The following is a 21,974-nucleotide window of genomic DNA, read 5'->3' as shown; positions in this document are numbered from 1 at the left end:
GTTTGTTATTTAATCTGGTTAGTTAGCTGCTGGCGCATCAAAAATAGTTGCAGCAATATATCTATAAGGTTTTGAGTTTTTTAGTAATGCGTTATTCCAATAATAAATCATCACTAATTTTCCATCGGTCCTTTGCGTAATTTTTGGATAACCTACATCTCTACTTGCGCCATCACCACTGCGCAAAGTGATTTCATCACTCCAATTCTCGCCTTCATCTTTACTAAATCTAACATGAACTCTTGAACCATACTCGCTACGATGAATATAACCCAAAGCTAATCGCCCATCATTTAATTTTACCAAGGCTGGTGGTGACCCCCCTCTACCTGTATCTGACGCTGGGTTTTTAAGTCTTTTCCACGTTTTACCATTATCGGTAGATTTATAACTTGAAATATAATCAGCACCCTCTTTAGTTCTTGTTCTAATGGTAGATAATAATTTTGAATCTGACAGTCGAATTGAAGAAGGCATTATATCAAAGCCACCATGTTCTGGCGTAATCCATGATTGAAAATTCCAAGAAACACCACCATCTACAGTTCTTGCCAATGCAACTCTACCCTCTTTCTTATTTGATTTTGCCGTAGTTACAAAAACACTTAAAGATTGCTTACCATCAACTATATAATCTGTTCTATTTGCAATACCTGACGTCTCCATATTAGGAAATTTATACACCCCTTCCCAAGATGCCCCTTTATCGGTAGAGTAGTAAAAATGAGTAGGTCCATCATCATTATTATGTCTTAAAAAAGTTAGTAAGAAGTTTTCATCAGTAAAATCTGGCATTGGCTTGTTCAACGCTACCGGTTCAATTGCGTCATCTGCAATTCCAAAATTGTCATAACCTAATCCTTTTTGACCTTTTTCAAAAGCATCGGTAATTTTCCATGTAATTCCACCATCTTTACTTCTAGCGTATTTATTTCTTGAAGTAGAGATATCGTAGGTATGAAGTCCTCGACCCTCTGCTTTGTATTCCGCTTGAACAAAACCAATTAAAATTTCATCTCCCCAAGTCCAAATTCCATGATTTGCAGGCCAACCTGCATACTTCCCATCTTCACCGTAAACAATGTTATGTTCTACATTCATACCATCTGTTTGTGCATTAGAGTATTTGGATTGAAACATCATAATACCAATCAAACAATAGATGACCCTATTTAGATAATTGTTCTTCATCTTATTCATATTTAAATTTTTAATAATAATCCTCTAGTTATTCAAATAAACATAATTCTACGCTTAATAATAATTCCCTACTGTGTATTCATCTGTCATTTTTAATTTAACTAAGTTATTTATCTTTAAAAAAATTAGTAACCAGGATTTTGTGCTAGTTCAGCTCCAAAATTTGCGTCAATAGCAGTTTGTGGTATAGGCCATAAACCGTGATAATCTTGAACTGTACTTCTCCATTCTTCTACAAGGCCATACTCTCTTACTCGTTCAACTAAAACACCCATTCTTATCAGTGTTTTTCTTCTTCTTTCTTCATACATTAATTCTCGAGCTCTTTCATCTAAGATATAATCTAACGATACATCACTTGCACTAATTAATGTTGCTCCGGCTCTTTGTCTAATCGCATTTAAATCATCTGCTGCTTTTTGATTTTCACTATTTAAAAAATATGCTTCGGATCTTAACAAATATGTTTCTGCTAGTCGATATACATAGACATCTTCTTCTGTTCGTCCATTATTATTTCTTCCTTCCCATGGTGTTCCTTCGATTTTTCTAGGGTAAGGATATAGAATTCTAAGAGAATCTTCCGCTACAGTTATTGGTAATACCGGTTCGCCGAAGTAAGCTGATTCAGGATTATTATAAAAAAATTCACGTCTAAAATTATATTCAGAATTTCTAATATCGTTCGGTTCTCCTTTCCAAATATCATATAAAGCATAATTGGTACCTCTTACACGACCTACTCCTCTATTAGTCTCGTCGGTCGGTATGTTAGTAACCCCATCTGGATCTTTAAATTTATTTAAAAATGGTCCCATATTCCTGACTGTTGCATTGCCTCCAGAAGAACCTCCCCCCCCTTCAATGAAGGATTCAAATTGCCAAACATAAATTGACTCTCTATTGCCCGAACTTCTATTAAAGTTACCCGTAGCAAACAGATCGGAATATACATCACCGGGTTCACCTGCACTTACTCCAAAACGTTCAGTCATTAATTCATAAAGACTAGAATCTATAACATCGGTTGCGCTATCAATTGCATTCTGATATTGATTAAGACCCAAGTAAACTTCTGTCAATAGATGATCTGCAGCAGCTTTTACAATTCGACCCTCGTTATCGGACCCTACTGTTTCTGGAAGCCATTGAGAAGCGAATATCAAATCATTTTTCGCAAATTCATATACATCTTCTCGACTAGACCTAAAATAATCGAATTTTGGTGAACTTTCTATACTCTCAACGATTGGCACACCTCCATAAAGATTAGCAAGAAAATTATAAGTATAAGCTCTATAAAATTTAGCTTCTGCAATTACTGCATTCTTTTCTGCTTCATTTTGCCAAATGTCATCTAGCTCTGGTTTGCTGGCATAGGTAATTATGGTATTAGCCTGTGCTATCATTTTAGTGTAAGCCCAATTCCAATTATCCGCAACCTCTGGAGTTACTGGGGTAAGGTATGAAACCCAATTACGATACGTAAAATATTCCGCACCTGCATCTTCCCCTACATCAGTACCTGGAAAATTTGTAATGAAATAAAGATTATCTCCCTGAGATTGCTCTTCTCTGGCATTATAAGCCAAGCCAATTAAGTAAGCATCAAAACCATCTTTAGAGCTTAACACGGCAACATCATTTAATGATGAAAGTGGTTTTTCATTTAAAAGATCTTCCTCATCACAGGAAATGAACATTGTTAGTGCAAGAACCAATATGATTCTTAAATTTGAAGTTTTTATATAAGTTGTCATAATTTCTTTTTTTTAAGTCTATACTATTTAAAATCCCATATTAATTCCAAGGGAAACTGTTCTTGGCATTGGGAAAATATTACTGTCCCCTTGATTACTGTATGAATTAACAGCATTTTCAGGGTCGGAACCTAACCAATCAGTAATTGTATATAAATTTTTAACGCTAATAGAAAATCTTAAACTTGACATATTTAGCTTATCAATCATTTCCTGATTAAATTCATAACCTAAAGCTACATCCCTGATTCTGAAAAAATCACGACTTAAATACCAGTTTGTATTTAAAGGGTTGCTATATGTTAGACCAGCTCTAGTGTTCGACTGATTTTCAGGAGTCCACCATCCTGCATCAAGTTGGCTTAAACTTCGATCTGGTACTAATGGGTTGATTAAATTAAAAGGTGCTTCCCAACCTAATAAAGAATTCACAAAAATTGAAAGTGATAGATTGCCGTAATTAAAAGTATTACGAAGGCCTATATTGTATTCAGGATTGTTTCCAGAACCCACTACGGTTCTATCTGCTGGAGTTATTTGCCCATCTCCATTTAAATCTTTTACTCTTACAAAACCAGCCTCAGAACCTTCTGGAATATCGGTATCTCCAACCTGATATATACCATCAAAAGCATAATCATAGAAGGAATTTATAGGTTTATCAATAAACCAGCTATTAGCAATACTATCGTCTTCCCTTCCATCATTATCCAAATCTGTATCGAACAAGCTTACAATTTTGTTTTTATTGTATGAAAAGTTCAAATTACTGGTCCATTCAAATTTATCTGTTTTTACATTTACTGTATTCAGTAAAATCTCGATTCCCCTATTATTAGTTTCTCCAATATTCGTTAAAATACTTGAATACCCTCCAGTAACAGGAATACTTCTTCTAACTAGTAAATCTTCAGTTTTACTATTATAATATTCAACAGTACCACCTATACGCCCATTCAGCATATTAAAATCTAATGCTGCATTTGCTGTATATGTAGTTTCCCATTTTAAATTATTATTACCTAATGAAGACGTTACAACACCTTGGCTACTACTACCTCCATTACCGAATACATATCTTTCAGTATCAGAAAGACTTAATGATTGATATGGTAAAATAGCTTGGTTACCAACTGCCCCATAAGACAATCTAAGTTTTAATAAATTTATAGTAGAGTTGTCTTGAAAGAAAGGCTCATCTGAAATAATCCATGCAAATGCTCCAGAAGGGAAAGTGGCATATTTATTATTTGATGAGAAAACTGAACTACCATCTCTTCTAGCTGTTAAAGTAAATAAATATCTATTCTTGAATTGATAATTTAAACGCCCCATATATGATACACCTTCTGTGTTTTGAGCAAATGAAGAATTCGTGATTATCGTTCCCAATCCTAAATTATTAACACCTAACCCGTCAATACTAAGTTGGTCGGCTCCTGCTGTGGTTGATTCATACTCGGTGTGATTTCTACTGTAAAGTAATGTAACATCAAAAGAGTGATCTTCACCGATATCTTTTTTGTACGTGACAAAATTTTCAAATAACCAATCGTAATCGTTTCTATTAAATTTTACGGCACTTGTATTATTAAAATCAACATTAGGATCTTTTTTGATATAATTATATTCGTGGTTCCATCGAATATTCGGAGAAAAATTAAGTCTATAAGTAATATCTCCACCCAAGAAATTTGTATTCAATTCAGTGTAGAAATTACTAAATAAATTATTGGAAATATCTTCATTATCAGTTAAACTAGGCTCCCATAGAGGGTTTGTAGCTGCTTGTTCTGATGGAACTGGAAATTGAGTTGGAGAACCATCTTCGTTAAAAAATGTACCCAGAGGACTACTTCTATATGCGTTTCTAATAGAAGCTTCTTCGCCAGAAAGATCTCTTCTTGTAAACAATGTATTAACTCCTGCCTTAATCCAATCAGCTAATCTAACATCAACATTGGCCCTGAATGTTGAACGTTTTTCACGATCATTAAAAACTAAGCCTTTATTATCGCTAAACGAAGAAGAGAGGTAATAGTTTACATTATCAGATCTACCTGAGATATTTAAATCGACAGAATTAATTGAACCTTGTTGACCTATTAAGTCCCATAAATCAGTAGTTCTGCCATTTAAGTAATTTTCAGCTTCTGTAGTTGTTAAATAGTCTGCTATATTATTTGGATTAGCTTCTTGACCTGTGGCCCTTCTATAATCTAACCTTCTTTCAACATACCGCTCAGGACTCAGAAGCTTAATTTCATTCCCAGATTCTGAAAGTCCACTAAATAAATTTACACTTACTTTAGGTTTTGAAGTAGTTCCTTTTTTAGAAGTAACCAATATGACTCCATTTGCAGCACGAGAACCATAAATTGCAGCAGAGCTCGCATCTTTAAGAATATCTATAGTTGCTATATCTTGAGGATTGATATCATTTAAACTTCCATTAAAAATTATTCCGTCTAAAACCACTAATGGATTATTGTCACCGCTTAAAGAATTTTGACCCCTTATTAAAATATTACCAGATTGGCCCGGTCTACCATCTCCTACAAACTGAACCCCTGCAACTGTACTTAATGATTGAGAAACATTGGTATTAGGTAGATTTTTATTGGCTTTATCCAAATCTACAGAGGCAATTGCACCTGTAATATTTCTTTTACTTTGTGTACCATAGCCAACAACAACAACTTCATCTAATTTACTAACATCTTCAACTAATGTAACGTTGACAGTTAGGTCCTCGCCAACAATAACTTCTTGTGTTTTAAAACCGATGTAACTAAATACTAGAGTAACATTATTTGAAGAAGCCTCTATAGAATAGTTGCCATCGAAATCTGTCATAGCTCCAATATTTTCATTCTTAACAGTTACATTTACACCTGGTAAACCTACCGGGCTATCACTACTGTCTACCTTTCCTGAGATTGTAACTTGTGCGGAAACACAAATGCTAGTCATAAAACAAAACATTATTAGACAATGCCTCATACTGAACAGTTTTTTTTCAGATCGAGATTTTTGATAATTTTCATACATGTCGATTAATTTAGTTGATTAATACTATAGGTTAAAATATAAAGCTTAATCGTTTAAGCTATTAAAAAAATAAAAAAACAGAAAAAGTTTCTACCTATTAATTTTATCAAGATAAATTTTACTTTTCATATAAATTAAAAAATGCTTTAACGATTAAGCAATAATAATAAAATAATACTATATACAAAAATAATTATGCCTTTTTTTGAGTAATTAACAATATTTATAACAGTATTTTACTTAATACATTAGTTAAGCCGTTATATATCTTAATTTTGGTTTTCACTTTCTAATTCTAAATACGTGTTTAATTTTATTTGAACAGATTTAGAATCTGGGTATTTAATATTTTCAATAAGGATTCTTAAAGCTTTTTTGCCCATTTTCTTAATTGGCTGACTTATATATGGAACAAAATTTTCTAAGAAATGGTAGGTAGAGTTCTGGTCAAAAACAACAACATCAATTCTATGTAAAATATCTCTACCTAAGCTAATTAATTGTCGTAGACCTTCTTCCGCTAATGTATTCGTTTGAAAATAAATGGCATCTACCTCACTCCTATTGACTAATTCATCAATCGATTTTTTCATGTCTCGTTTTAAATATAAATGATTAACTCTTTTCATTATATCTTCAGAAGGAATGAGATTTGCACGATTTAAAGCATCAATATAGCCTTCATATCTGTCAGTATAATGCGCTAATTCTGATTGATACCCTATTGTTGCAATTTTTTTATGCCCCTTATCAATTAAATAATTTGTTGCAAGAGAAGACGCATTGAAATTATCAGCAACTACATAATTATATGCAAATCCTTCAAAATATCTATCAATTAAAACAAATGGAATTTTCTGCTCTTTTAATTTTAAAATACTTTGCTTTGAACCCTGCGGAGGTGCTATAATCAATCCATCAACTTGACGATCCAAAAGCAATTCTAGAACTTTATCAAACTTTTCCATTTTTTCATCGGAAGAACCAAAAATGACAGTATAATCTTGATTAAAAGCCTCATCTTCTATTACCCGTGCCAAATTAGAAAAGAATGGATTTGAAATATCAGCCAAAATAACTCCTATCGTTCTTGTCTTATTCGTCTTTAAACTTCTAGCATTTAAATTTGGCCTATAATTTAAACTCTTTGCAACTTCTTTTATTCTTTTCTCGGTTTCCTCTGACACCCGGTTTTCCTTTCCTTTTCCATTTAAAACATACGAAACTAAAGAAATAGAAACTCCAACTATTTTGGCAATGTCTTTTAAAGATACTTTTGTACTCATTTTAATGTTCTCATTAAGTGATGAAAGTAATAAAAAATAAATGACTTTATTTTTTATTAAAATTTCAATGACATCAATAATTAGTATAGAGTAAATTAATAAAGCGGTCCGTAATTTTTACACGCTCTATAATCTGCTGCCTCTAAATCAGTACCGAAAGATGCCCAGTCTTTAGGCCTAAATATTCTATCATCTTCTACGTTATGCATGTTAACCGGTATTCTTAACATAGAACATAGCGTAATAATCTCATGTCCATAATGTCCATAACTAAATGCGCCATGATTGGCACCCCAATTAGACATTACGCTATATACATCTTTGAATGCTTCTTTATTATTCAGTTTTGGCACAAACCAAGTTGTTGGCCATGTAGGATTAGTTCGTTGATCCAAAATGTCATGTGCTTTTTTAGGAATCTCAACAGTCCATCCCTCCGCTATTTGCATAACTGGCCCCAAGCCTTTAACCAAATTAATTCTGCACATGGTAACTGGCATTTCTCCTTTAGTTACAAAATGAGATGAATAGCCGCCTCCACCAAAATATTCATACATAGCAGGTGGCCAATCGGTAGCCTTTAAACATTTAATAGCTTCGTTTTCACTAATCTCCCAAAATGGTTTCATAACTGGTTTACCATTTTCAGTTTGCTCTCCTGTACCATCTAATGTTGAAGAGCCTGAATTAATTAAATGAATAATGCCATTGGCAGCTTTACCTTTTAATTTGTGACCCGTAACTCGTTCTACAGATGAAGGACTCCAAAATGTTCTTACATCAGAAAACATTTGTGCCTGATTCGTCAATAAATAACCTATCAACATAGAGATACCATTTAAACTATCGTTTTCTGTAGCCATTATATATGGGCTTCTAATTCCGTTCCAATCAAAAGATGAGTTTAAAATTGCTTCTAAAAAATCACCATTTGGCATATAATCATTCCATTGACGTTGGCCTTGAAATCCAGCTGCAATAGCATTATGCCCTAGAGCTTCCTCTGCAAATCCTAACGCTACTAATTTGGGATTACCTATCATCAAATCTCTAGAAATCAAAGTCATTTTTATTACAGTTTCCCATTCATCATTCATTTGCTCACGAGATTTGACTAAATTTTCAGGGTTATAATTTTTTCCTTCCTTACAATTTTTCTCTGTCCAGATTAATGCTTCTTCAAATTCATTATGGTCATATATTCCCTTTTCCAATCTTCTATTAACTTCACTCATGTCAACATATTCGTTTCTCATTCCAAGATATTCTTGAAAGAAACTCTCATCAACAATTGACCCTGCAATGCCCATAGAAACGCCACCTATCGACAAATATGATTTTCCATTTAAAATTGCAACGGCGAGTCCGGATTTAGCAAATTGTATTAATTTTTCTTTTACATCGGATGGAATTTGTTCATCATCGCTTTCTTGAACCTCTCTACCATAAATGCTGAATGCTGGAATACCTTTTTGGGCATGACCAGCCAAAGCTGCTGCTAAATAAACTGCTCCAGGTCTTTCAGTGCCATTAAAACCCCAAATTGCTTTTGGTCTTGTTGGGTTCATATCTATCGTTTCAGTACCATAACACCAACAAGGTGTTACTGTAATAGATAAACCTACACCTTCTCTTAGAAATTTCTCTTCGCAACTCTGTGCTTCTGGTACTCTACCTATAGTTGTATCTGAAATTACACATTCAACCGATTCTCCATTATAATATTTTAAGGTATTAGTCAATAACTTTGCCACATTCTTTGCCATATCCATGGTGACTTTCTCGAGAGACTCACGCACTCCACCTAAACGAGCATCAATAACCGGCCTAATTCCAATTTTAGGCATCTCACTCAATGATTTATTTTTAATTTCCATAATTTAAATCTTATATTTTAATTCATTTTATTATCCATAAATTCACCAAACTGCGAATATTTAACGTAGAGTTTTTTATATACTTCTGAGTTTTGAGGAATAGGTTTATAAACCTTTTCAAATCCAGCGCCCATGGCTTTTTGTGCTTCTAGAATGGTCCCATAAATTCCTGCGACAACCGCAGCAGACATAGCGGCTCCAAGCGCACAAGTTTGTTCAGACTTAACTACACTTATAGGATAATCTAATATATCTGCCAGTGTTTGCATTACAAAATCTGATTTTTGAGCAACCCCACCAACAGCAATAATTCCGGATATTGTAACACCTTCTTCTAAAAACCGATCTATAATTTTTTTAGAACCAAAACAGGTAGCTTCAACCAACGCTTTATATAATTTTGGAGCGTCAGTACTCAATGTTAAACCAATAACCCCCCCTTTTAAACCTTGATTAGAATTTGGTGTTCTTCTTCCATTTAACCAATCTATAGCTACAATATCTGCCTCTATAATAGGTAATTCTTTTGCTGCTACACTAAGTTCAAACAACATATGTTCTTTAATCTCCTTTGAAATTAATTCTTTTGATTTATTTTCAGAAGCATCAATATTTTTAATAAAATTATCAAGTGGCCACATTAAGAACCTATTGAACCAAGCGTATATATCTCCAAATGCCGATTGACCCGCTTCAAGACCAATCATATTGGGTATTATAGAGCCATCTACTTGACCACAAATGCCACTTATTACGTTATCTTTTATTTCTTCCTTTGGAATGACGAGCATGTCACAGGTAGATGTACCTATTACTTTAACTAAATAGTTAGGTTTAATTTCTCCTCCAATTGCGCCCATATGAGCATCTAAAGTTCCAACACCAACTAAAACACCTTCCCTTAAGCCTAAGGTAATAGCCCACTCTTTCGAAATAATACCAGCACTTTTATCAGAAGTATAGGTGTCAGTATACATTCTATCTCGAATGCCTGACAATAAAGGGTCAAGTTCGGATAAGAATTCTTCTGACGGCAATCCATTCCATTTTGGATGCCACATAGCCTTATGGCCAGCTGCACAGCGACTTCTCTTGAATTTTAAAGGATTAGTATTCCCTGTTAATAACGCAGGTATCCAATCACAGTGTTCTACCCATGAGAAAGTTGCATTTTTTACATTCTGGTCATTACGAAATATATGGAGTATTTTTGCCCAAAACCATTCTGAAGAATACTCACCACCCACATAAGTTGTATAATCCAAGTATTTCTTTGAGTGTGCCAATTCGTTAATTTCATTAGCTTCGTTAATAGCTGTATGGTCTTTCCATAGAATGAACATTGCATTAGGGTTTTCTTTAAAACGTTCTGTTAACGCAAGTGGAACCCCAAATTCGTTTATAGGAACTGGTGTAGAACCAGTTGATGCAACTGATAATGCCCCGATATTAGATTTAATCGAATTAGGTATTGTAGAAAATAAGGCTTTAAAAGAAGTTTTTAAAGCTTCTATATGGTCACTAGGATGTTGTCTGAATTGGTTTGCTTTAGGATTACAGTACTTACCTTCTTTCCATAATTTATAATAACTACATCCTTCTGATAAAACATCTCCGGTTAATGTATCAACTAAGATAGTTCTGACAGAATCAGTACCAAAATCAACACCTATTGTATAATTTGAATTCACATTTTAAAGTTTAAACGTTTAAGCTAATTGTTAAAAAAAACACGATTTAGAAATTTCAAATTGCTTTATCGTTTAAGCAATAATAGTATAAATTTATATAATATTCTAGGGATGATTAAATTATTTATTAAAAGTTAACATTAATATACTATTATTGAATCGTAGTAAGAAAAAAAATAACACTTCAAGTCAATATCACACCTAATTTTATCGTGATAATTTATTTTAAAAATTAATAAAATACAAGAAGAGAAATAGCCAAAATTGTTCATTATAAACCAATATAAAATCTATAAAAAAAAATATCATTAATTTAATTGTTCATTCTATGAGGGATATTCAATTTTTTCATAAACATTGTAATATTAATCAGCAATTAATTTTAAAATAATCAATCATCACATTTTCACCGCTAAATATTTTACTATATTTGAGTAACTAATTTGATTAATCAGCGTATACGCTACCGAATACGATTTTATATAAAAGGTCTTGAAATAGTAGTAAAATAAGGGGTTTTGGACAATTCATAACCCGGAGGTCGGGGGATCGTGCCCCCCTCTCGCTACATTAGTAAAATCAACCGAAACAAGCGGTTTAGTTCACACTAAACCGTTTTTTTATGTCTATATTTTTAGAAACGATTACATTTGAACACGAAAGTGAACACGTTTTAGAACACGATTTGTCAACAAAAAGTAATTTCTCGGCCCCAAAGATCTACACCGCAAAGGGCGATCTTTCCAAAAGATGGTACGTCTATTTTTCGTTCAGGGACCCCGTTACCAAGAAATTGGTACGTATGAAGAACATCTATGGCAAGGCGAACAATTACAAGACGAAGGCAGACAGGCTGACCGTATTGACATCGTACCGAAAGAACCTTCTAAAACTATTAAGGGAAGGCTATAGCCCTTTTGAGAAAAAGAAGGATATAGGGCTTGAAAAAGAAACTCCCCCTACCCGAACAGAGACGGTTAAAAAGGTCGATCCGGTAGCACCTGTGGCCCCAACGGAAGGCGAACCCGTAGAGAGCTGGGGAATGCCCCTATCGGATGCCTTCGATTATGTCCTTAAGCTCAAGAAGAACCAGGTCAAGCATCGGACCCTACAGGACTACGGACATAAATCCAAGGCATTCTTGCTATGGCTCTCCGAGAACCATCCGGAGATACGGACGATGGACAAGCTGACCAAAAAAATACTGATGGACTTTTTGAACTACATCCTGATGAAATCGAGTGCAAGGAACAGGAACAACTTCCGGTTGGCCCTCGGTACGATGTTACAGACCCTGGAGGAAAACGAACTGATCGGCTTCAATTTCATAAAGAACATAAAACCGCTTGCTTCGGTGCCGAAAAGGAACAGGACGCTGACCCTCGAGATGGAGAACGCTATATTCTCCTATCTAAAAAAAGAGGACCCCATACTCCTACTCTACATAAAATTCGTGGCCTACAATTATTTACGGCCTATTGAGGTCTCAAGGCTACGGGTCCGTGATCTGAACTTAAAGAGCAAGACCATTTCCTTTCAGGCCAAGAACAGCATCCTGAAAAAGAAGACCATCCCCCAAATATTGTTGGACGTGCTTCCCGACCTGTCCAAAATGGATCCGGACGATCTATTGTTCACGCCCGACAGGATCGGTGGTACCTGGAACGCGACGGAGACCAATCGTCGCAATTATTTCTCAAAAAGGTTTAAAGAGAAAGTAAAGGAACATTTCAATCTTAACGAGGATTATGGATTGTACAGTTTTCGCCATACCTATATCACCAAACTTTACCGAAAACTGCTCAACGGCTCCTCTCCTTTCGAGGCCAAAAGCAGGCTGATGCTCATAACGGGCCATAAATCGATGTCGGCGCTGGAAAAATATCTAAGGGACATCGATGCGGAACTGGCCAAGGACTATTCGGACCTTCTAAAATAATGATATATGGGAATGGAAGAAACACTGACCGATCTGATACAAAAACTGAATAGGCCCTTCTTGTTCTTTCTGCCAATGAGCCTTGTCCCTAAGTCCGAAATGGAAGCCTTCGCTTCCATCGACATTGAAACCTTTTTCGATACCGTCGTTCTGTACGATAAGAATGGCGAGATCAAGGAAATAAGTGCTGGATCAAGGTATGTGCAACTTTTGGAAAAGCCTACCCTGCTCGGTCATAACATACTGAGGTTGCTGGACGAAAAAGCGGTCCTGAACACCTCCCGGTTCAATGCGCTCTTGGAAAAATATGTACTACAGTTGCGCTTCTTTGTTTTTACCTCCCAATGGATGTACGAACATGTCGACGAACACTGTACCGTCGAAAATAATGTAAAGGGCTATTTCAAGTTGCAAAAAACGGCGTACCAAAACCATAGGGAGGAATTGGAATCCAAATTCCATGTTCGTGTGAATACCGATCTGACCTCCCGTCAGATTTTGGACCACCTTAAGAATGACCCTTCAACGACCTTATCCATATTAGTTGATAACGTCAAAGAAAACCAATACGAAAATGCATTTTTGAACACCGAAATTCCGAAGGAAGCCCCTTTAGAAAAACGGCCGTTGATTACCGACTTTGAAGCCAGAAGCTTCCTTTTGAGGACCGTTTTTAATGATGTGGATTCAACATCGTCGGTCGGAAAGGGCACATAAATGACCATTGAAAAGTAATTTTTGGCCCAAATTTTACGGATTATACGTCAAACAAACGTATATTTAACGCACAATGGATACGAAATACTACACCTGCCATTTTTGCCACAAGGAATTTGATCCAAAAAGGAGGTATGTCCAAAAGTTCTGTAGTGACAATTGCAGGTCGAAGGCACACCACCAAAGAAAAAAGAAAGAAACCCTACTGCCTACGTCCGAAATAAAGCCGATCGACAACGGTCCGAACATCAAGAACAAAGTTGAGGGCATGAGCCTTCCGGGTATTGGAAATGCCACTGCCGGTGCCTTGGCGGCCGGCGTACTGAAAAATGTTTTTACGGACCCCAAGGACAGGCCCGCTACCAAAGGGGATATTCTCGCCTTGAGAAGGAGTAATCAACGCTATCAAAGTATTCTTAATCTGCCCGGAAGACCTGATGGTACCCTACCCTATTTTGACATGGAGACCAAGATGGTCGTTTATCTAAGACCAAATAAATCATTGACTAGGTAAACACTCGATGAAATTAAGAGCGATCCATGTAGCTTTGCCACTTGATCAAAACATATTTATCCTTCCCATTGGTATTGATACGTAAAAAACCATACTCGTAGACAAATAAATAAACTTCTCCCTTTTGATTTTTCCAATAGTGCGTGAAGAATTTTGGGTCGAACCCTTGACCTATGAGCTCGGCCCGACGTATGGTACTCAACCCGGATTTGTTATAACGTTTTAAAAGCTTTCTATTTATTTTCAATTGCCTATCCACCTTTAAAAAGAACCGCTCGTTTTTTTGACGGCTTTCATATTGATGTATCGATTTGCATTTTAATGAACAAAACAGCTTATCGGACCGCCCTGTTATAGCTGTTGAACAGACTGGGCAAATTTTTACATTAGTCATTTGTAAACGGAATTTATACACATAATATACTGTTTAAAATCGGGAACTTCATTAAACTTGTGAGATGAGCCCCATAAGATCCATTACACTTTATCATCTGATGATCGCTGACCGAAAGATGATAGGTATAAAATTTTCTCCCGATAAGCTGGTCCAGAACTTGATAAAGGGACTTCCCGACCCAAAATGGAGCAAGCGATACAACATGGCCTATATACCCAATACAAAAACGAATCTGGCAATCGTGTTCCATACTTTTAAGGGGGTAGTCTGGATCAACTACAATAGATTTTTTACCAACAAACCTATTAACACGAATAATGAGACCGTCGATGTACAATGGTTCAGAAATAGGGTTACCGTTCCGGAATATAGGCTCTGCCCTGAGGAGTATCTGTTAAAACTCGAGCTGAAGAAATATGCCAATAGTACGGTCCGGACCTATGTCTCATTTTTTGAGATGTTCATTAATTTTTACAAAGAAAAGGACCTACGTACCATTGATGAAAGGGATATCAGGGCATTCCTTCAACATTTGATCCACAAAAATGTATCGAACTCCTACCTGAACCAGGCCATCAACGCCATTAAATTCTATTATGAAGTCGTGCTGGGAATGCCCAATCGATTCTATGAAATAGAAAGACCTAGAAAAGAATCCAAACTGCCAACAGTTATCTCAAAGGAAGAAGTACTTGCCATCATCGAGCATACCAATAACCTAAAGCATAGATGTATAGTAAAACTGCTATATAGTTCAGGGTTGCGCCGTAGCGAGCTCTTGAATCTAAAGATACAGGATATTGACAGTAAGCGTATGTTAATAAAAGTTGAAGGTGGAAAGGGAAACAAAGACAGGTATACCCTTCTATCCAAAACCGCACTAGAAGACCTCCGAGTATATTATAAAGAGTGGAAACCGCAGAAGTTACTCTTCGAAGGTAGAAAAGCTTCTAAATATAGTGCGGAGAGCGTATTAAGCATTGTGAAGAATGCAGCAAAAAAGGCAAGGATAGCCCAAACGGTCACGCCACATGTTTTAAGGCATAGCTTTGCCACCCATTTGCTGGAATCAGGTGTGGATCTAAGACAGATTCAGGTCCTTTTAGGTCATGGCTCTAGCAAAACGACCGAAATTTACACCCACGTAGCGACTAATACTTTTAAGGTTATTAAAAATCCATTAGATTAGTTTTTCTAAAATAGAAATATAGTAACTTGTTACTATATACAATTGTTACCTGCAAGCTGAAAAAATGAGTCGAAAGAAAACAGAAATTGGTATTTGCCGAATTTGTAAAAAAGAAAAAAAACTGACTTTTGAACATATTCCACCAAGAGTTGCCTTCAATAAAAATACTCGCTACTACTCTATTCCTTTTGACGAGTTTGCGAAAAGTCCGAATTTTATTGAACACAAACCAAAAGGAATTATTCATCAAGGTGGAATAGGATATTATACTTTGTGCGAAACTTGTAACGGATTTTTAAACAAACATTATGTTCGCTCATTTTCAAAATGGGCAAATATTGGAATGGATTTGAACTCGAAATTTGATTTTAAATATGTCCAGTTCACAGCAATGAATCAAAATCCCTTTAGAGTTTTAAAACAAATAATATCAATGTTTATTGCTATGAATGAGCCTTGGTTTACCGAAGAATATAATGACCTACTTGACTTTATTAAAAACCCTGAATTAAAAACACTTTCAGACAAATACAAGGTATATCAATATTTGAATAATGAGGGACAGATTAGAAATTTAAGTTGGACTGCAACGAATACACACGGAATTGTTTGTGAATTGACTTTTCCACCTTTTGGATATGTTCTAAACATAAACAATAGTACTGAAATTAGTCATCTGACAGAAATTAGTGGTTGGAAAAATTATACTGATGAAAGAAATCACTCATTTGATATTGGACTTTACAAATACCCAACATATTTACCAATTCCATTAGATTATAGAACTAAAACGGAAATTGAAAAAAAATACGATGAAAATAATAAAGCCAGCAGGTAACACCGTGTATAATTAATTGCTTTGGTCGTTGCTTATTTGGAAAATTCCTTCGGAATTTTCTCGCGTTCGTTTTTGTTTACTAAATTAGTTGCTGAAACACGCAACTAACCATACACAAGACCGTTGTGCGTCATATAACCAAAACCAACAAATGGCAATTCCAAAAAACAAAGAAGAATTGATTTTTGAAATCAAAAACAACTATTCCAAACTGAAAAAGGACTTGGAAACTATTCCAACGGAATTAACCAAAGAAAAAGAACTCGATGGACACGCCAAAGAAACGAAAATGAGTATTTCCGATTTGGTTGCTTATCTCATTGGCTGGGGAGAATTGGTATTAAAATGGAATCACAAAAAAGAAAACGGAGAAAAAGTTGATTTTCCCGAAACAGGGTATAAATGGAATGAATTGGGGAAACTTGCACAAAAATTCTATTCAGATTATGAAAATCTTGACTATTCCGATTTGCTGAATAAATTAGACCAAACCGTAGATAAAATCCTCAAGTTGATTGAAAGTAATACGAACAAAGAACTTTATGAAAATGCTTGGTACGACAAATGGACAAAAGGAAAAATGATACAGTTCAACACTTCTTCACCGTATAAAAACGCCAGAAGTAGAGTGCGAAAATGGAAAAAAACTTTAAAAACAATAAATTAATATGCAATACGCTTACACGATAATTTACGTTGAAAACGTAGTCGAAACGATTGAATTTTATAAAAGAGCATTTGGCTTTGAAAAGAAATTTGTAACGCCTGAAAACGACTACGGAGAATTGATTTCAGGAGAAACAACAATCGCCTTTGCTTCTTTTGAACTTGGAATTTCAAATTTCAAGAAAGGATTTGAAAAAATAGATAAGTCAAAAAAGCCGTTCGGAGTAGAAATGGCATTTACAACAGAAAATATCGAAACGGATTTTAAGAAAGCGATTGATGCAGGTGCAACTGAATTTGAACCACTTGTAGAAAAACCCTGGGGACAGAAAGTGGGGTATGTTTTAGATAATAATGGATTTTTAATTGAAATTTGTACACCTATAAAGAACTAAAAATACGAACGCACAACAATGGCTATAAGCAATTGGGACTAAAGTGATAAAACGAAAGTATAAACATAAAACAAAGGTCAGTGCTAAACCGAAAAGTTAGGGCATAAAATCCCCAACTGCTCATAGCCGAGACCGTTGTGCGCAAGCTGACAAAACCGATGGACAAAGCAATAAGCGAAATAATTGAAAGACTGAAAAAGTATCCGAATGCCGATTATAAACTGGACGAAAATTCAGTTATCGTAAAGAAAAATAACGACAACGGATTTTCAGTATCGTTAACTTCAAATGGAAACAGAAATTATACTGTTGCATTTGATATATGGCACGAGGAATTTGATAACGAAATCGATGCTTTGAATTGTTTTGCGTTCGGACTTTCCAAAGATTGCCGATTAAAAACAGTCAAAAAAAGTGGTAGACCAATAAAATGGACTGTACAATCTAATGAAAATGGGAATTGGATTGACGGAAGTACGACTGGATTAATTAACTTGGCTTTTTGGAAAAAATCGGAAGTGGTTTATCTACATAATGATTTGATTAAATAATGAACAGCTCTCAATCGAATATAATCAGAGAAATTGCGCAAGAATTGGATTGCGGAAATGATTGTTATTATAATTTTAAGACCAACGAAATTTTAGCAATTCCGAATTTCTCGCAAGTATTCGACGAAGAAGAGTTTAAAGAATCTTTTCAAGAAAGTTTAGAAAAAATAGAAAAACATAAATCGGAATTTATAACAATTGAGGTTTTAGAAAGTTTTGAATCGTTTAAAATTATAGAACGATTTGTTGAGCAAATACCTGACCAAAAACTTAAAGAGCAATTAGAGGATATTTTGACAAACAAAAAACCTTTTCAAAATTTTAAGCATAAAATCGACCATTCAGAATTTAGAAAAAATTGGTTTGAATTTAAGCAAAGTGAATTGGAAAAAATAGTAGAAAATCAATTAAACAAAGGAAAAGCCAGCGCACAACACCGTGTATAATTAATAGCTATTTCGAGCTTACTTACGAAAATCCTTGTGGATTTTCTATTCGGTTTGTATTTGCTAAATTAGGTGCTTAAAACACGCCACTAATCATACACAAACACGTTGCCAACAAGCTGACCAAAAACCTCTGAATTGAAAATTAAACAGAATTATTTAAAAGGAAAATCCGTTTTCATAGTTTCATTACTCGTAATCGGAATTACAATTCTGACTGTTTATCTGACTGGAATTAATTACAACCGAAATCTGACTTCAAATCTCTATTTGTCTCTCGGAATTATTGCAACAGCACTTTTTCTGTTTATGACTTACGGACTTTATAAAGGAATCGGACTGATTGACAACTTTCCAAAATTTCGGAATTTTAAAAGTGGAGATTTAATGGCAAATGCAACACCGACTTTTGACACGCCAAGTGTTTCAGTTGGAGATGGAATTGGAGGACTGATTTTATCCATTTTACTCTGGATTGGAATGACAATTTTGATTATCATTTTACTAATCGTTTTAGAAGCTGTCTTTTGGTTTTCGATTTTTATAATTTTAGCAATGTTGTATTGGATTTTTTTCAGAGCATTAAAATTGGTTTTTAATAAATCAAAAGACACAAAAGGAGATATTGGAATTTCAGCAGTTTACTCGCTGACTTACACTCTACTCTATGTTGGTTGGATTTTCGGAATCGTTTATCTGACTGAAATAATGAAATAAAGCCAGTTGGCAACAACGTGTATAATTAATGGCTAGTTGGAGCTTGCTTACGAAAATCCTCGCGGATTTTCTATTCGGTTTTTATTTGCTAAATTAGTTACTTAAACACGCCACTAATCATACACAAAACCGTTGGCAACAATATCCAAACCGAAAACATTGAGATTTAAAACAACATTTTTCATATCATTCTTTTTATGCGTTTTTTCGGCATTTGGTCAACGGACTTTAAGTGGAAAAACTATTGACCAATTTTTGGAAAGTGCAATTGGAATAACAATATTCGACAAGGATACAATCAAAATCGGACAGTCAGACTTGAATGGTTATTTCAAAATTAAATTACCCAAAGAAACGGATAAATTAATTTTTGCTGGAGTTGGCTATGAATGGGCAACAATTTCAGTTCCAAAAGAATGTGAAAATCTAGAGATAATTCTGTTTTTGGCTTCTACATATGATTTTATGTCACCAAGAAAAGTTGACAGACTACGCAAAAAAGAGTTTGAAAAATTAACGGAATTGCACTCTCAAGCTTTTCAAAAAGGAATTTTCAAAACCGAAAAACCTTGTGTCATTAGAAAGTTTGAACTAGACTTCCCAAATCTTGACGAAATTCGAAGACAAGATAAATTGAGAAAGAAACAGATTAAAACAAAATTTAATGAACTGAAAATAGGAGATATTATAAAAGTTCCGTACAATGTAATTCAAAGACATAATGGTACAGACATTACAACTTTGAATCCATATTCATATACTTATGATGGAGAAAACTTTGATTGTATTATCAAAGGAGTAATTACTAAGAAAAATAAACGTAAGGGCGGATATAATCTAGTATACAGAGTTATTGATTATCCTGATTGCAATTACGATAATATGGTTATTAATGAACCATACTATCCTAGTCAGAAATTGAAAATTGGAGAAACAATTAAGTTTAACATGAAATATTCTAAGGTGCTAAAAAACAAATAAATACAGTTGCCAACACCGTGTATAATTCATTGCTAGTTATAGCTTTCTTACGAAAGTCCTCGCGGACTTTCTATCTGTGTTTTATTTGCTAACTTTAGTGCTTAAACACGCAACGAAATCATACACAAAACCGTTGGCAACCATTGCTGTACCGCAAAAATTTCTAAAAAAAGATCTCACTCTATTCTTCCGATTTATCACTGTTACGGAACATAACGCACTTCCGATTTACCACTGTTGCGCTCAATTCTGTCGCTTTAATAAAACTAAAAAATCGATTTTAAACTACCGACTGGCTTCATACCCAATCCAACCGTCTGGTTTTTAAAAAATAAACGGTTGCCAACATAGTGTATAAAAAATGCTTACTTTAGTCCCTAATCAAGTGTAAATGTGCGTTTGCCACCTTCCGATTTTCCTGCGGAAAATCCTCGGACGCAAACTCGCCCATTTCATACACTTACCGTTAGCGGTCAGGCAAAAAACGACCTCCGACAAACATTTAAAAGACGAAAAAAATTAATGCCAAAAATCGAACTTATAACTGAAATTAATTCAAAAATTGACATTTGTTTTGACTTGGCAAGAAGCATTGACCTTCACAAAATTTCAACAGAAAAGACGAACGAAGAAGCAATTGAAGGTAAAGTTTCAGGACTTATAGGATTGAACGAATATGTAACTTGGCAAGCAACTCATTTTGGCATCAAACAAAAATTAACTTCAAAAATCACAGTCTATGAAAGACCATATTATTTTGTTGATGAACAATTAAAAGGAATATTCAAATCAATTCGTCACGAACATAAATTTGAGCAATTTGAAGAGAGAGTAATTATGACAGATATTTTTGAATTTTATTCACCATTTGGATTACTTGGAAAATTACTTGACAAATTAATATTGACAAACTACTTGCAGAAATTACTCATTGATAGAAATAATGTAATTAAAGAATTCGCTGAAACAGACAAATGGAAATTAGTTCTGAATGGAAAGTAATATTTATAGTCCGGAATATGTAAAAGGGCTTTTCAACAGAATGAGCAGTTCGTATGAACGAATGAATTATATAACTTCATTTGGTTTTTCGATTCGTTGGCGAACACAATTTTTAAATTCATTTAAACCTACAAATCAAAATGTTAAAATAATAGACTTGCTGACAGGAATGGGCGAAACGTGGCAAGCAACTAAACATAAGTTTCCAAATTCAAATTTGACAGTTCTTGATTTCTCTGAAGGTATGTTGAAATATGCCAAACAGAAAAATAAAGAGAAGTTCAAGGAACAAATAACAGTTTTGCAGCAGGATATATTACAAAACGAACTTCCAAGCAATCATTTTGACTTTGTAACTTGTGCGTTTGGTCTTAAAACTTTTAACCTTGAGCAATTGAATATTTTGGCATTAGAAACAAAACGAATTTTAAAAATAGGCGGACAATTTTCATTTATAGAGGTCTCAAAACCGAACAATAATGTTTTAAAATTTTTTTACGGCTTTTATTTAGGAAAGATTATTCCAATTTTAGGAAAAATTTTACTTGGAAATCCAGAAGAATATAAAATGCTTTGGAAATACACTGACAAATTTGAAAATGCAAAAGATGCGACTGAAATATTTGCTAACCAAGGATTAAAAACAAAGTATGTTTCTTATTTTTATGGTTGTGCGACAGGTTTAAACGGACAAAAAATAAGCAAATAATATGAACAGAGAAAGCCCGAACCGCTAACACCGTGTATAATTAATTGC

General features: G+C 34.6%; 19 protein-coding genes. 13 read left to right on the top strand and 6 right to left on the bottom strand.

Annotated elements, in window-relative coordinates; genetic code table 11:
• Nucleotides 1-18: 18 nt before the first annotated feature.
• The 6 genes from BTR34_RS16275 to BTR34_RS16250 form a co-directional block, all read right to left on the bottom strand.
• Entirely contained in the window at nucleotides 19-1,191 is a 1,173-nt protein-coding gene (locus BTR34_RS16275; RefSeq protein ID WP_197496137.1) for a sialidase family protein, read from the bottom strand.
• Nucleotides 1,192-1,325: 134 nt separating this feature from the next.
• Nucleotides 1,326-2,960, bottom strand: a complete 1,635-nt coding sequence (locus BTR34_RS16270) for a RagB/SusD family nutrient uptake outer membrane protein (RefSeq protein ID WP_082960126.1) — start codon at nucleotides 2,958-2,960, stop codon at nucleotides 1,326-1,328.
• Between the two features lie 27 nt (nucleotides 2,961-2,987).
• Nucleotides 2,988-5,933: a SusC/RagA family TonB-linked outer membrane protein gene (locus BTR34_RS16265; protein ID WP_068483098.1), complete on the bottom strand. Its 2,946-nt coding sequence runs from the start codon at nucleotides 5,931-5,933 to the stop codon at nucleotides 2,988-2,990.
• Between the two features lie 347 nt (nucleotides 5,934-6,280).
• The gene (locus BTR34_RS16260; protein ID WP_068483095.1) at nucleotides 6,281-7,297 is read right to left on the bottom strand and encodes a LacI family DNA-binding transcriptional regulator; all 1,017 of its coding nucleotides are present in this window, start codon (nucleotides 7,295-7,297) and stop codon (nucleotides 6,281-6,283) included.
• Between the two features lie 95 nt (nucleotides 7,298-7,392).
• The gene (locus BTR34_RS16255) at nucleotides 7,393-9,174 is read right to left on the bottom strand and encodes an L-fucose isomerase (protein ID WP_197496136.1); all 1,782 of its coding nucleotides are present in this window, start codon (nucleotides 9,172-9,174) and stop codon (nucleotides 7,393-7,395) included.
• Nucleotides 9,175-9,191: 17 nt separating this feature from the next.
• Nucleotides 9,192-10,865, bottom strand: coding sequence for a ribulokinase (locus tag BTR34_RS16250; RefSeq protein ID WP_068483092.1), 1,674 nt, complete (start codon nucleotides 10,863-10,865; stop codon nucleotides 9,192-9,194).
• 622 nt (nucleotides 10,866-11,487) lie between these two features.
• Between BTR34_RS16250 and BTR34_RS18860 the strand changes: the two genes are divergently transcribed.
• From BTR34_RS18860 to BTR34_RS16180, 13 genes are all read left to right on the top strand, one after another.
• Nucleotides 11,488-12,804 carry a tyrosine-type recombinase/integrase gene (locus tag BTR34_RS18860; protein ID WP_074472157.1) on the top strand — a complete coding sequence of 439 codons (1,317 nt, stop codon included), beginning with the start codon at nucleotides 11,488-11,490 and terminating at the stop codon, nucleotides 12,802-12,804.
• Between the two features lie 6 nt (nucleotides 12,805-12,810).
• Nucleotides 12,811-13,521 carry a hypothetical protein gene (locus BTR34_RS16240; protein ID WP_068483086.1) on the top strand — a complete coding sequence of 237 codons (711 nt, stop codon included), beginning with the start codon at nucleotides 12,811-12,813 and terminating at the stop codon, nucleotides 13,519-13,521.
• A gap of 268 nt (nucleotides 13,522-13,789) precedes the next feature.
• Nucleotides 13,790-14,035 (top strand): hypothetical protein, encoded by a 246-nt coding sequence (locus tag BTR34_RS18855; RefSeq protein ID WP_157483776.1) that lies wholly within the window; start codon nucleotides 13,790-13,792, stop codon nucleotides 14,033-14,035.
• Nucleotides 14,036-14,493: 458 nt separating this feature from the next.
• Entirely contained in the window at nucleotides 14,494-15,621 is a 1,128-nt protein-coding gene (gene xerA, locus BTR34_RS16225; RefSeq protein WP_235843175.1) for a site-specific tyrosine recombinase/integron integrase, read from the top strand.
• A 64-nt stretch (nucleotides 15,622-15,685) separates the two neighbouring features.
• Nucleotides 15,686-16,459 carry a hypothetical protein gene (locus tag BTR34_RS16220; protein WP_068483080.1) on the top strand — a complete coding sequence of 258 codons (774 nt, stop codon included), beginning with the start codon at nucleotides 15,686-15,688 and terminating at the stop codon, nucleotides 16,457-16,459.
• Nucleotides 16,460-16,610: 151 nt separating this feature from the next.
• A complete protein-coding gene (locus tag BTR34_RS16215) occupies nucleotides 16,611-17,126 on the top strand; it encodes a ClbS/DfsB family four-helix bundle protein (RefSeq protein WP_068483076.1) in 516 nt (171 codons plus the stop codon).
• Nucleotide 17,127: 1 nt separating this feature from the next.
• Nucleotides 17,128-17,520, top strand: coding sequence for a VOC family protein (locus BTR34_RS16210; protein WP_068483073.1), 393 nt, complete (start codon nucleotides 17,128-17,130; stop codon nucleotides 17,518-17,520).
• Between the two features lie 158 nt (nucleotides 17,521-17,678).
• Complete coding sequence (locus BTR34_RS16205) at nucleotides 17,679-18,071, top strand: hypothetical protein (protein ID WP_068483070.1); 393 nt, start codon at nucleotides 17,679-17,681, stop codon at nucleotides 18,069-18,071.
• Nucleotides 18,071-18,517 carry a UPF0158 family protein gene (locus BTR34_RS16200; RefSeq protein ID WP_068483067.1) on the top strand — a complete coding sequence of 149 codons (447 nt, stop codon included), beginning with the start codon at nucleotides 18,071-18,073 and terminating at the stop codon, nucleotides 18,515-18,517. The genes BTR34_RS16205 and BTR34_RS16200 overlap by 1 nt, the downstream gene beginning before the upstream one ends.
• Before the next feature lie 138 nt (nucleotides 18,518-18,655).
• A complete protein-coding gene (locus tag BTR34_RS16195; RefSeq protein WP_068483064.1) occupies nucleotides 18,656-19,234 on the top strand; it encodes a hypothetical protein in 579 nt (192 codons plus the stop codon).
• 132 nt (nucleotides 19,235-19,366) lie between these two features.
• Nucleotides 19,367-20,215: a peptidase associated/transthyretin-like domain-containing protein gene (locus BTR34_RS16190; RefSeq protein ID WP_074472155.1), complete on the top strand. Its 849-nt coding sequence runs from the start codon at nucleotides 19,367-19,369 to the stop codon at nucleotides 20,213-20,215.
• A gap of 522 nt (nucleotides 20,216-20,737) precedes the next feature.
• Nucleotides 20,738-21,217, top strand: coding sequence for an SRPBCC family protein (locus BTR34_RS16185; RefSeq protein WP_068485142.1), 480 nt, complete (start codon nucleotides 20,738-20,740; stop codon nucleotides 21,215-21,217).
• The gene (locus tag BTR34_RS16180; protein WP_068485140.1) at nucleotides 21,207-21,926 is read left to right on the top strand and encodes a class I SAM-dependent methyltransferase; all 720 of its coding nucleotides are present in this window, start codon (nucleotides 21,207-21,209) and stop codon (nucleotides 21,924-21,926) included. The genes BTR34_RS16185 and BTR34_RS16180 overlap by 11 nt, the downstream gene beginning before the upstream one ends.
• Nucleotides 21,927-21,974: the final 48 nt, after the last annotated feature.

Origin of the sequence: Maribacter hydrothermalis (assembly GCF_001913155.1) — a bacterium.
Taxonomy (GTDB): domain Bacteria; phylum Bacteroidota; class Bacteroidia; order Flavobacteriales; family Flavobacteriaceae; genus Maribacter; species Maribacter hydrothermalis.
This window is presented reverse-complemented; position numbering and strand designations above follow the sequence as displayed.

What these genes read in the sequence shown, in the direction of transcription:
- BTR34_RS18860 (WP_074472157.1), top strand. Translation starts at nt 11,488, where the DNA reads ATGTCTATATTTTTAGAAACGATTACATTTGAACACGAAAGTGAACAC.
- BTR34_RS16215 (WP_068483076.1), top strand. Translation starts at nt 16,611, where the DNA reads ATGGCAATTCCAAAAAACAAAGAAGAATTGATTTTTGAAATCAAAAAC.
- BTR34_RS16270 (WP_082960126.1), bottom strand. Translation starts at nt 2,960, where the DNA reads ATGACAACTTATATAAAAACTTCAAATTTAAGAATCATATTGGTTCTT.
- BTR34_RS16240 (WP_068483086.1), top strand. Translation starts at nt 12,811, where the DNA reads ATGGGAATGGAAGAAACACTGACCGATCTGATACAAAAACTGAATAGG.
- BTR34_RS16180 (WP_068485140.1), top strand. Translation starts at nt 21,207, where the DNA reads ATGGAAAGTAATATTTATAGTCCGGAATATGTAAAAGGGCTTTTCAAC.
- BTR34_RS16205 (WP_068483070.1), top strand. Translation starts at nt 17,679, where the DNA reads ATGGACAAAGCAATAAGCGAAATAATTGAAAGACTGAAAAAGTATCCG.
- BTR34_RS16260 (WP_068483095.1), bottom strand. Translation starts at nt 7,297, where the DNA reads ATGAGTACAAAAGTATCTTTAAAAGACATTGCCAAAATAGTTGGAGTT.
- BTR34_RS16220 (WP_068483080.1), top strand. Translation starts at nt 15,686, where the DNA reads ATGAGTCGAAAGAAAACAGAAATTGGTATTTGCCGAATTTGTAAAAAA.
- BTR34_RS16200 (WP_068483067.1), top strand. Translation starts at nt 18,071, where the DNA reads ATGAACAGCTCTCAATCGAATATAATCAGAGAAATTGCGCAAGAATTG.
- xerA (WP_235843175.1), top strand. Translation starts at nt 14,494, where the DNA reads ATGAGCCCCATAAGATCCATTACACTTTATCATCTGATGATCGCTGAC.
- BTR34_RS16265 (WP_068483098.1), bottom strand. Translation starts at nt 5,933, where the DNA reads ATGACTAGCATTTGTGTTTCCGCACAAGTTACAATCTCAGGAAAGGTA.
- BTR34_RS18855 (WP_157483776.1), top strand. Translation starts at nt 13,790, where the DNA reads ATGAGCCTTCCGGGTATTGGAAATGCCACTGCCGGTGCCTTGGCGGCC.
- BTR34_RS16275 (WP_197496137.1), bottom strand. Translation starts at nt 1,191, where the DNA reads ATGAAGAACAATTATCTAAATAGGGTCATCTATTGTTTGATTGGTATT.
- BTR34_RS16185 (WP_068485142.1), top strand. Translation starts at nt 20,738, where the DNA reads ATGCCAAAAATCGAACTTATAACTGAAATTAATTCAAAAATTGACATT.
- BTR34_RS16255 (WP_197496136.1), bottom strand. Translation starts at nt 9,174, where the DNA reads ATGGAAATTAAAAATAAATCATTGAGTGAGATGCCTAAAATTGGAATT.
- BTR34_RS16210 (WP_068483073.1), top strand. Translation starts at nt 17,128, where the DNA reads ATGCAATACGCTTACACGATAATTTACGTTGAAAACGTAGTCGAAACG.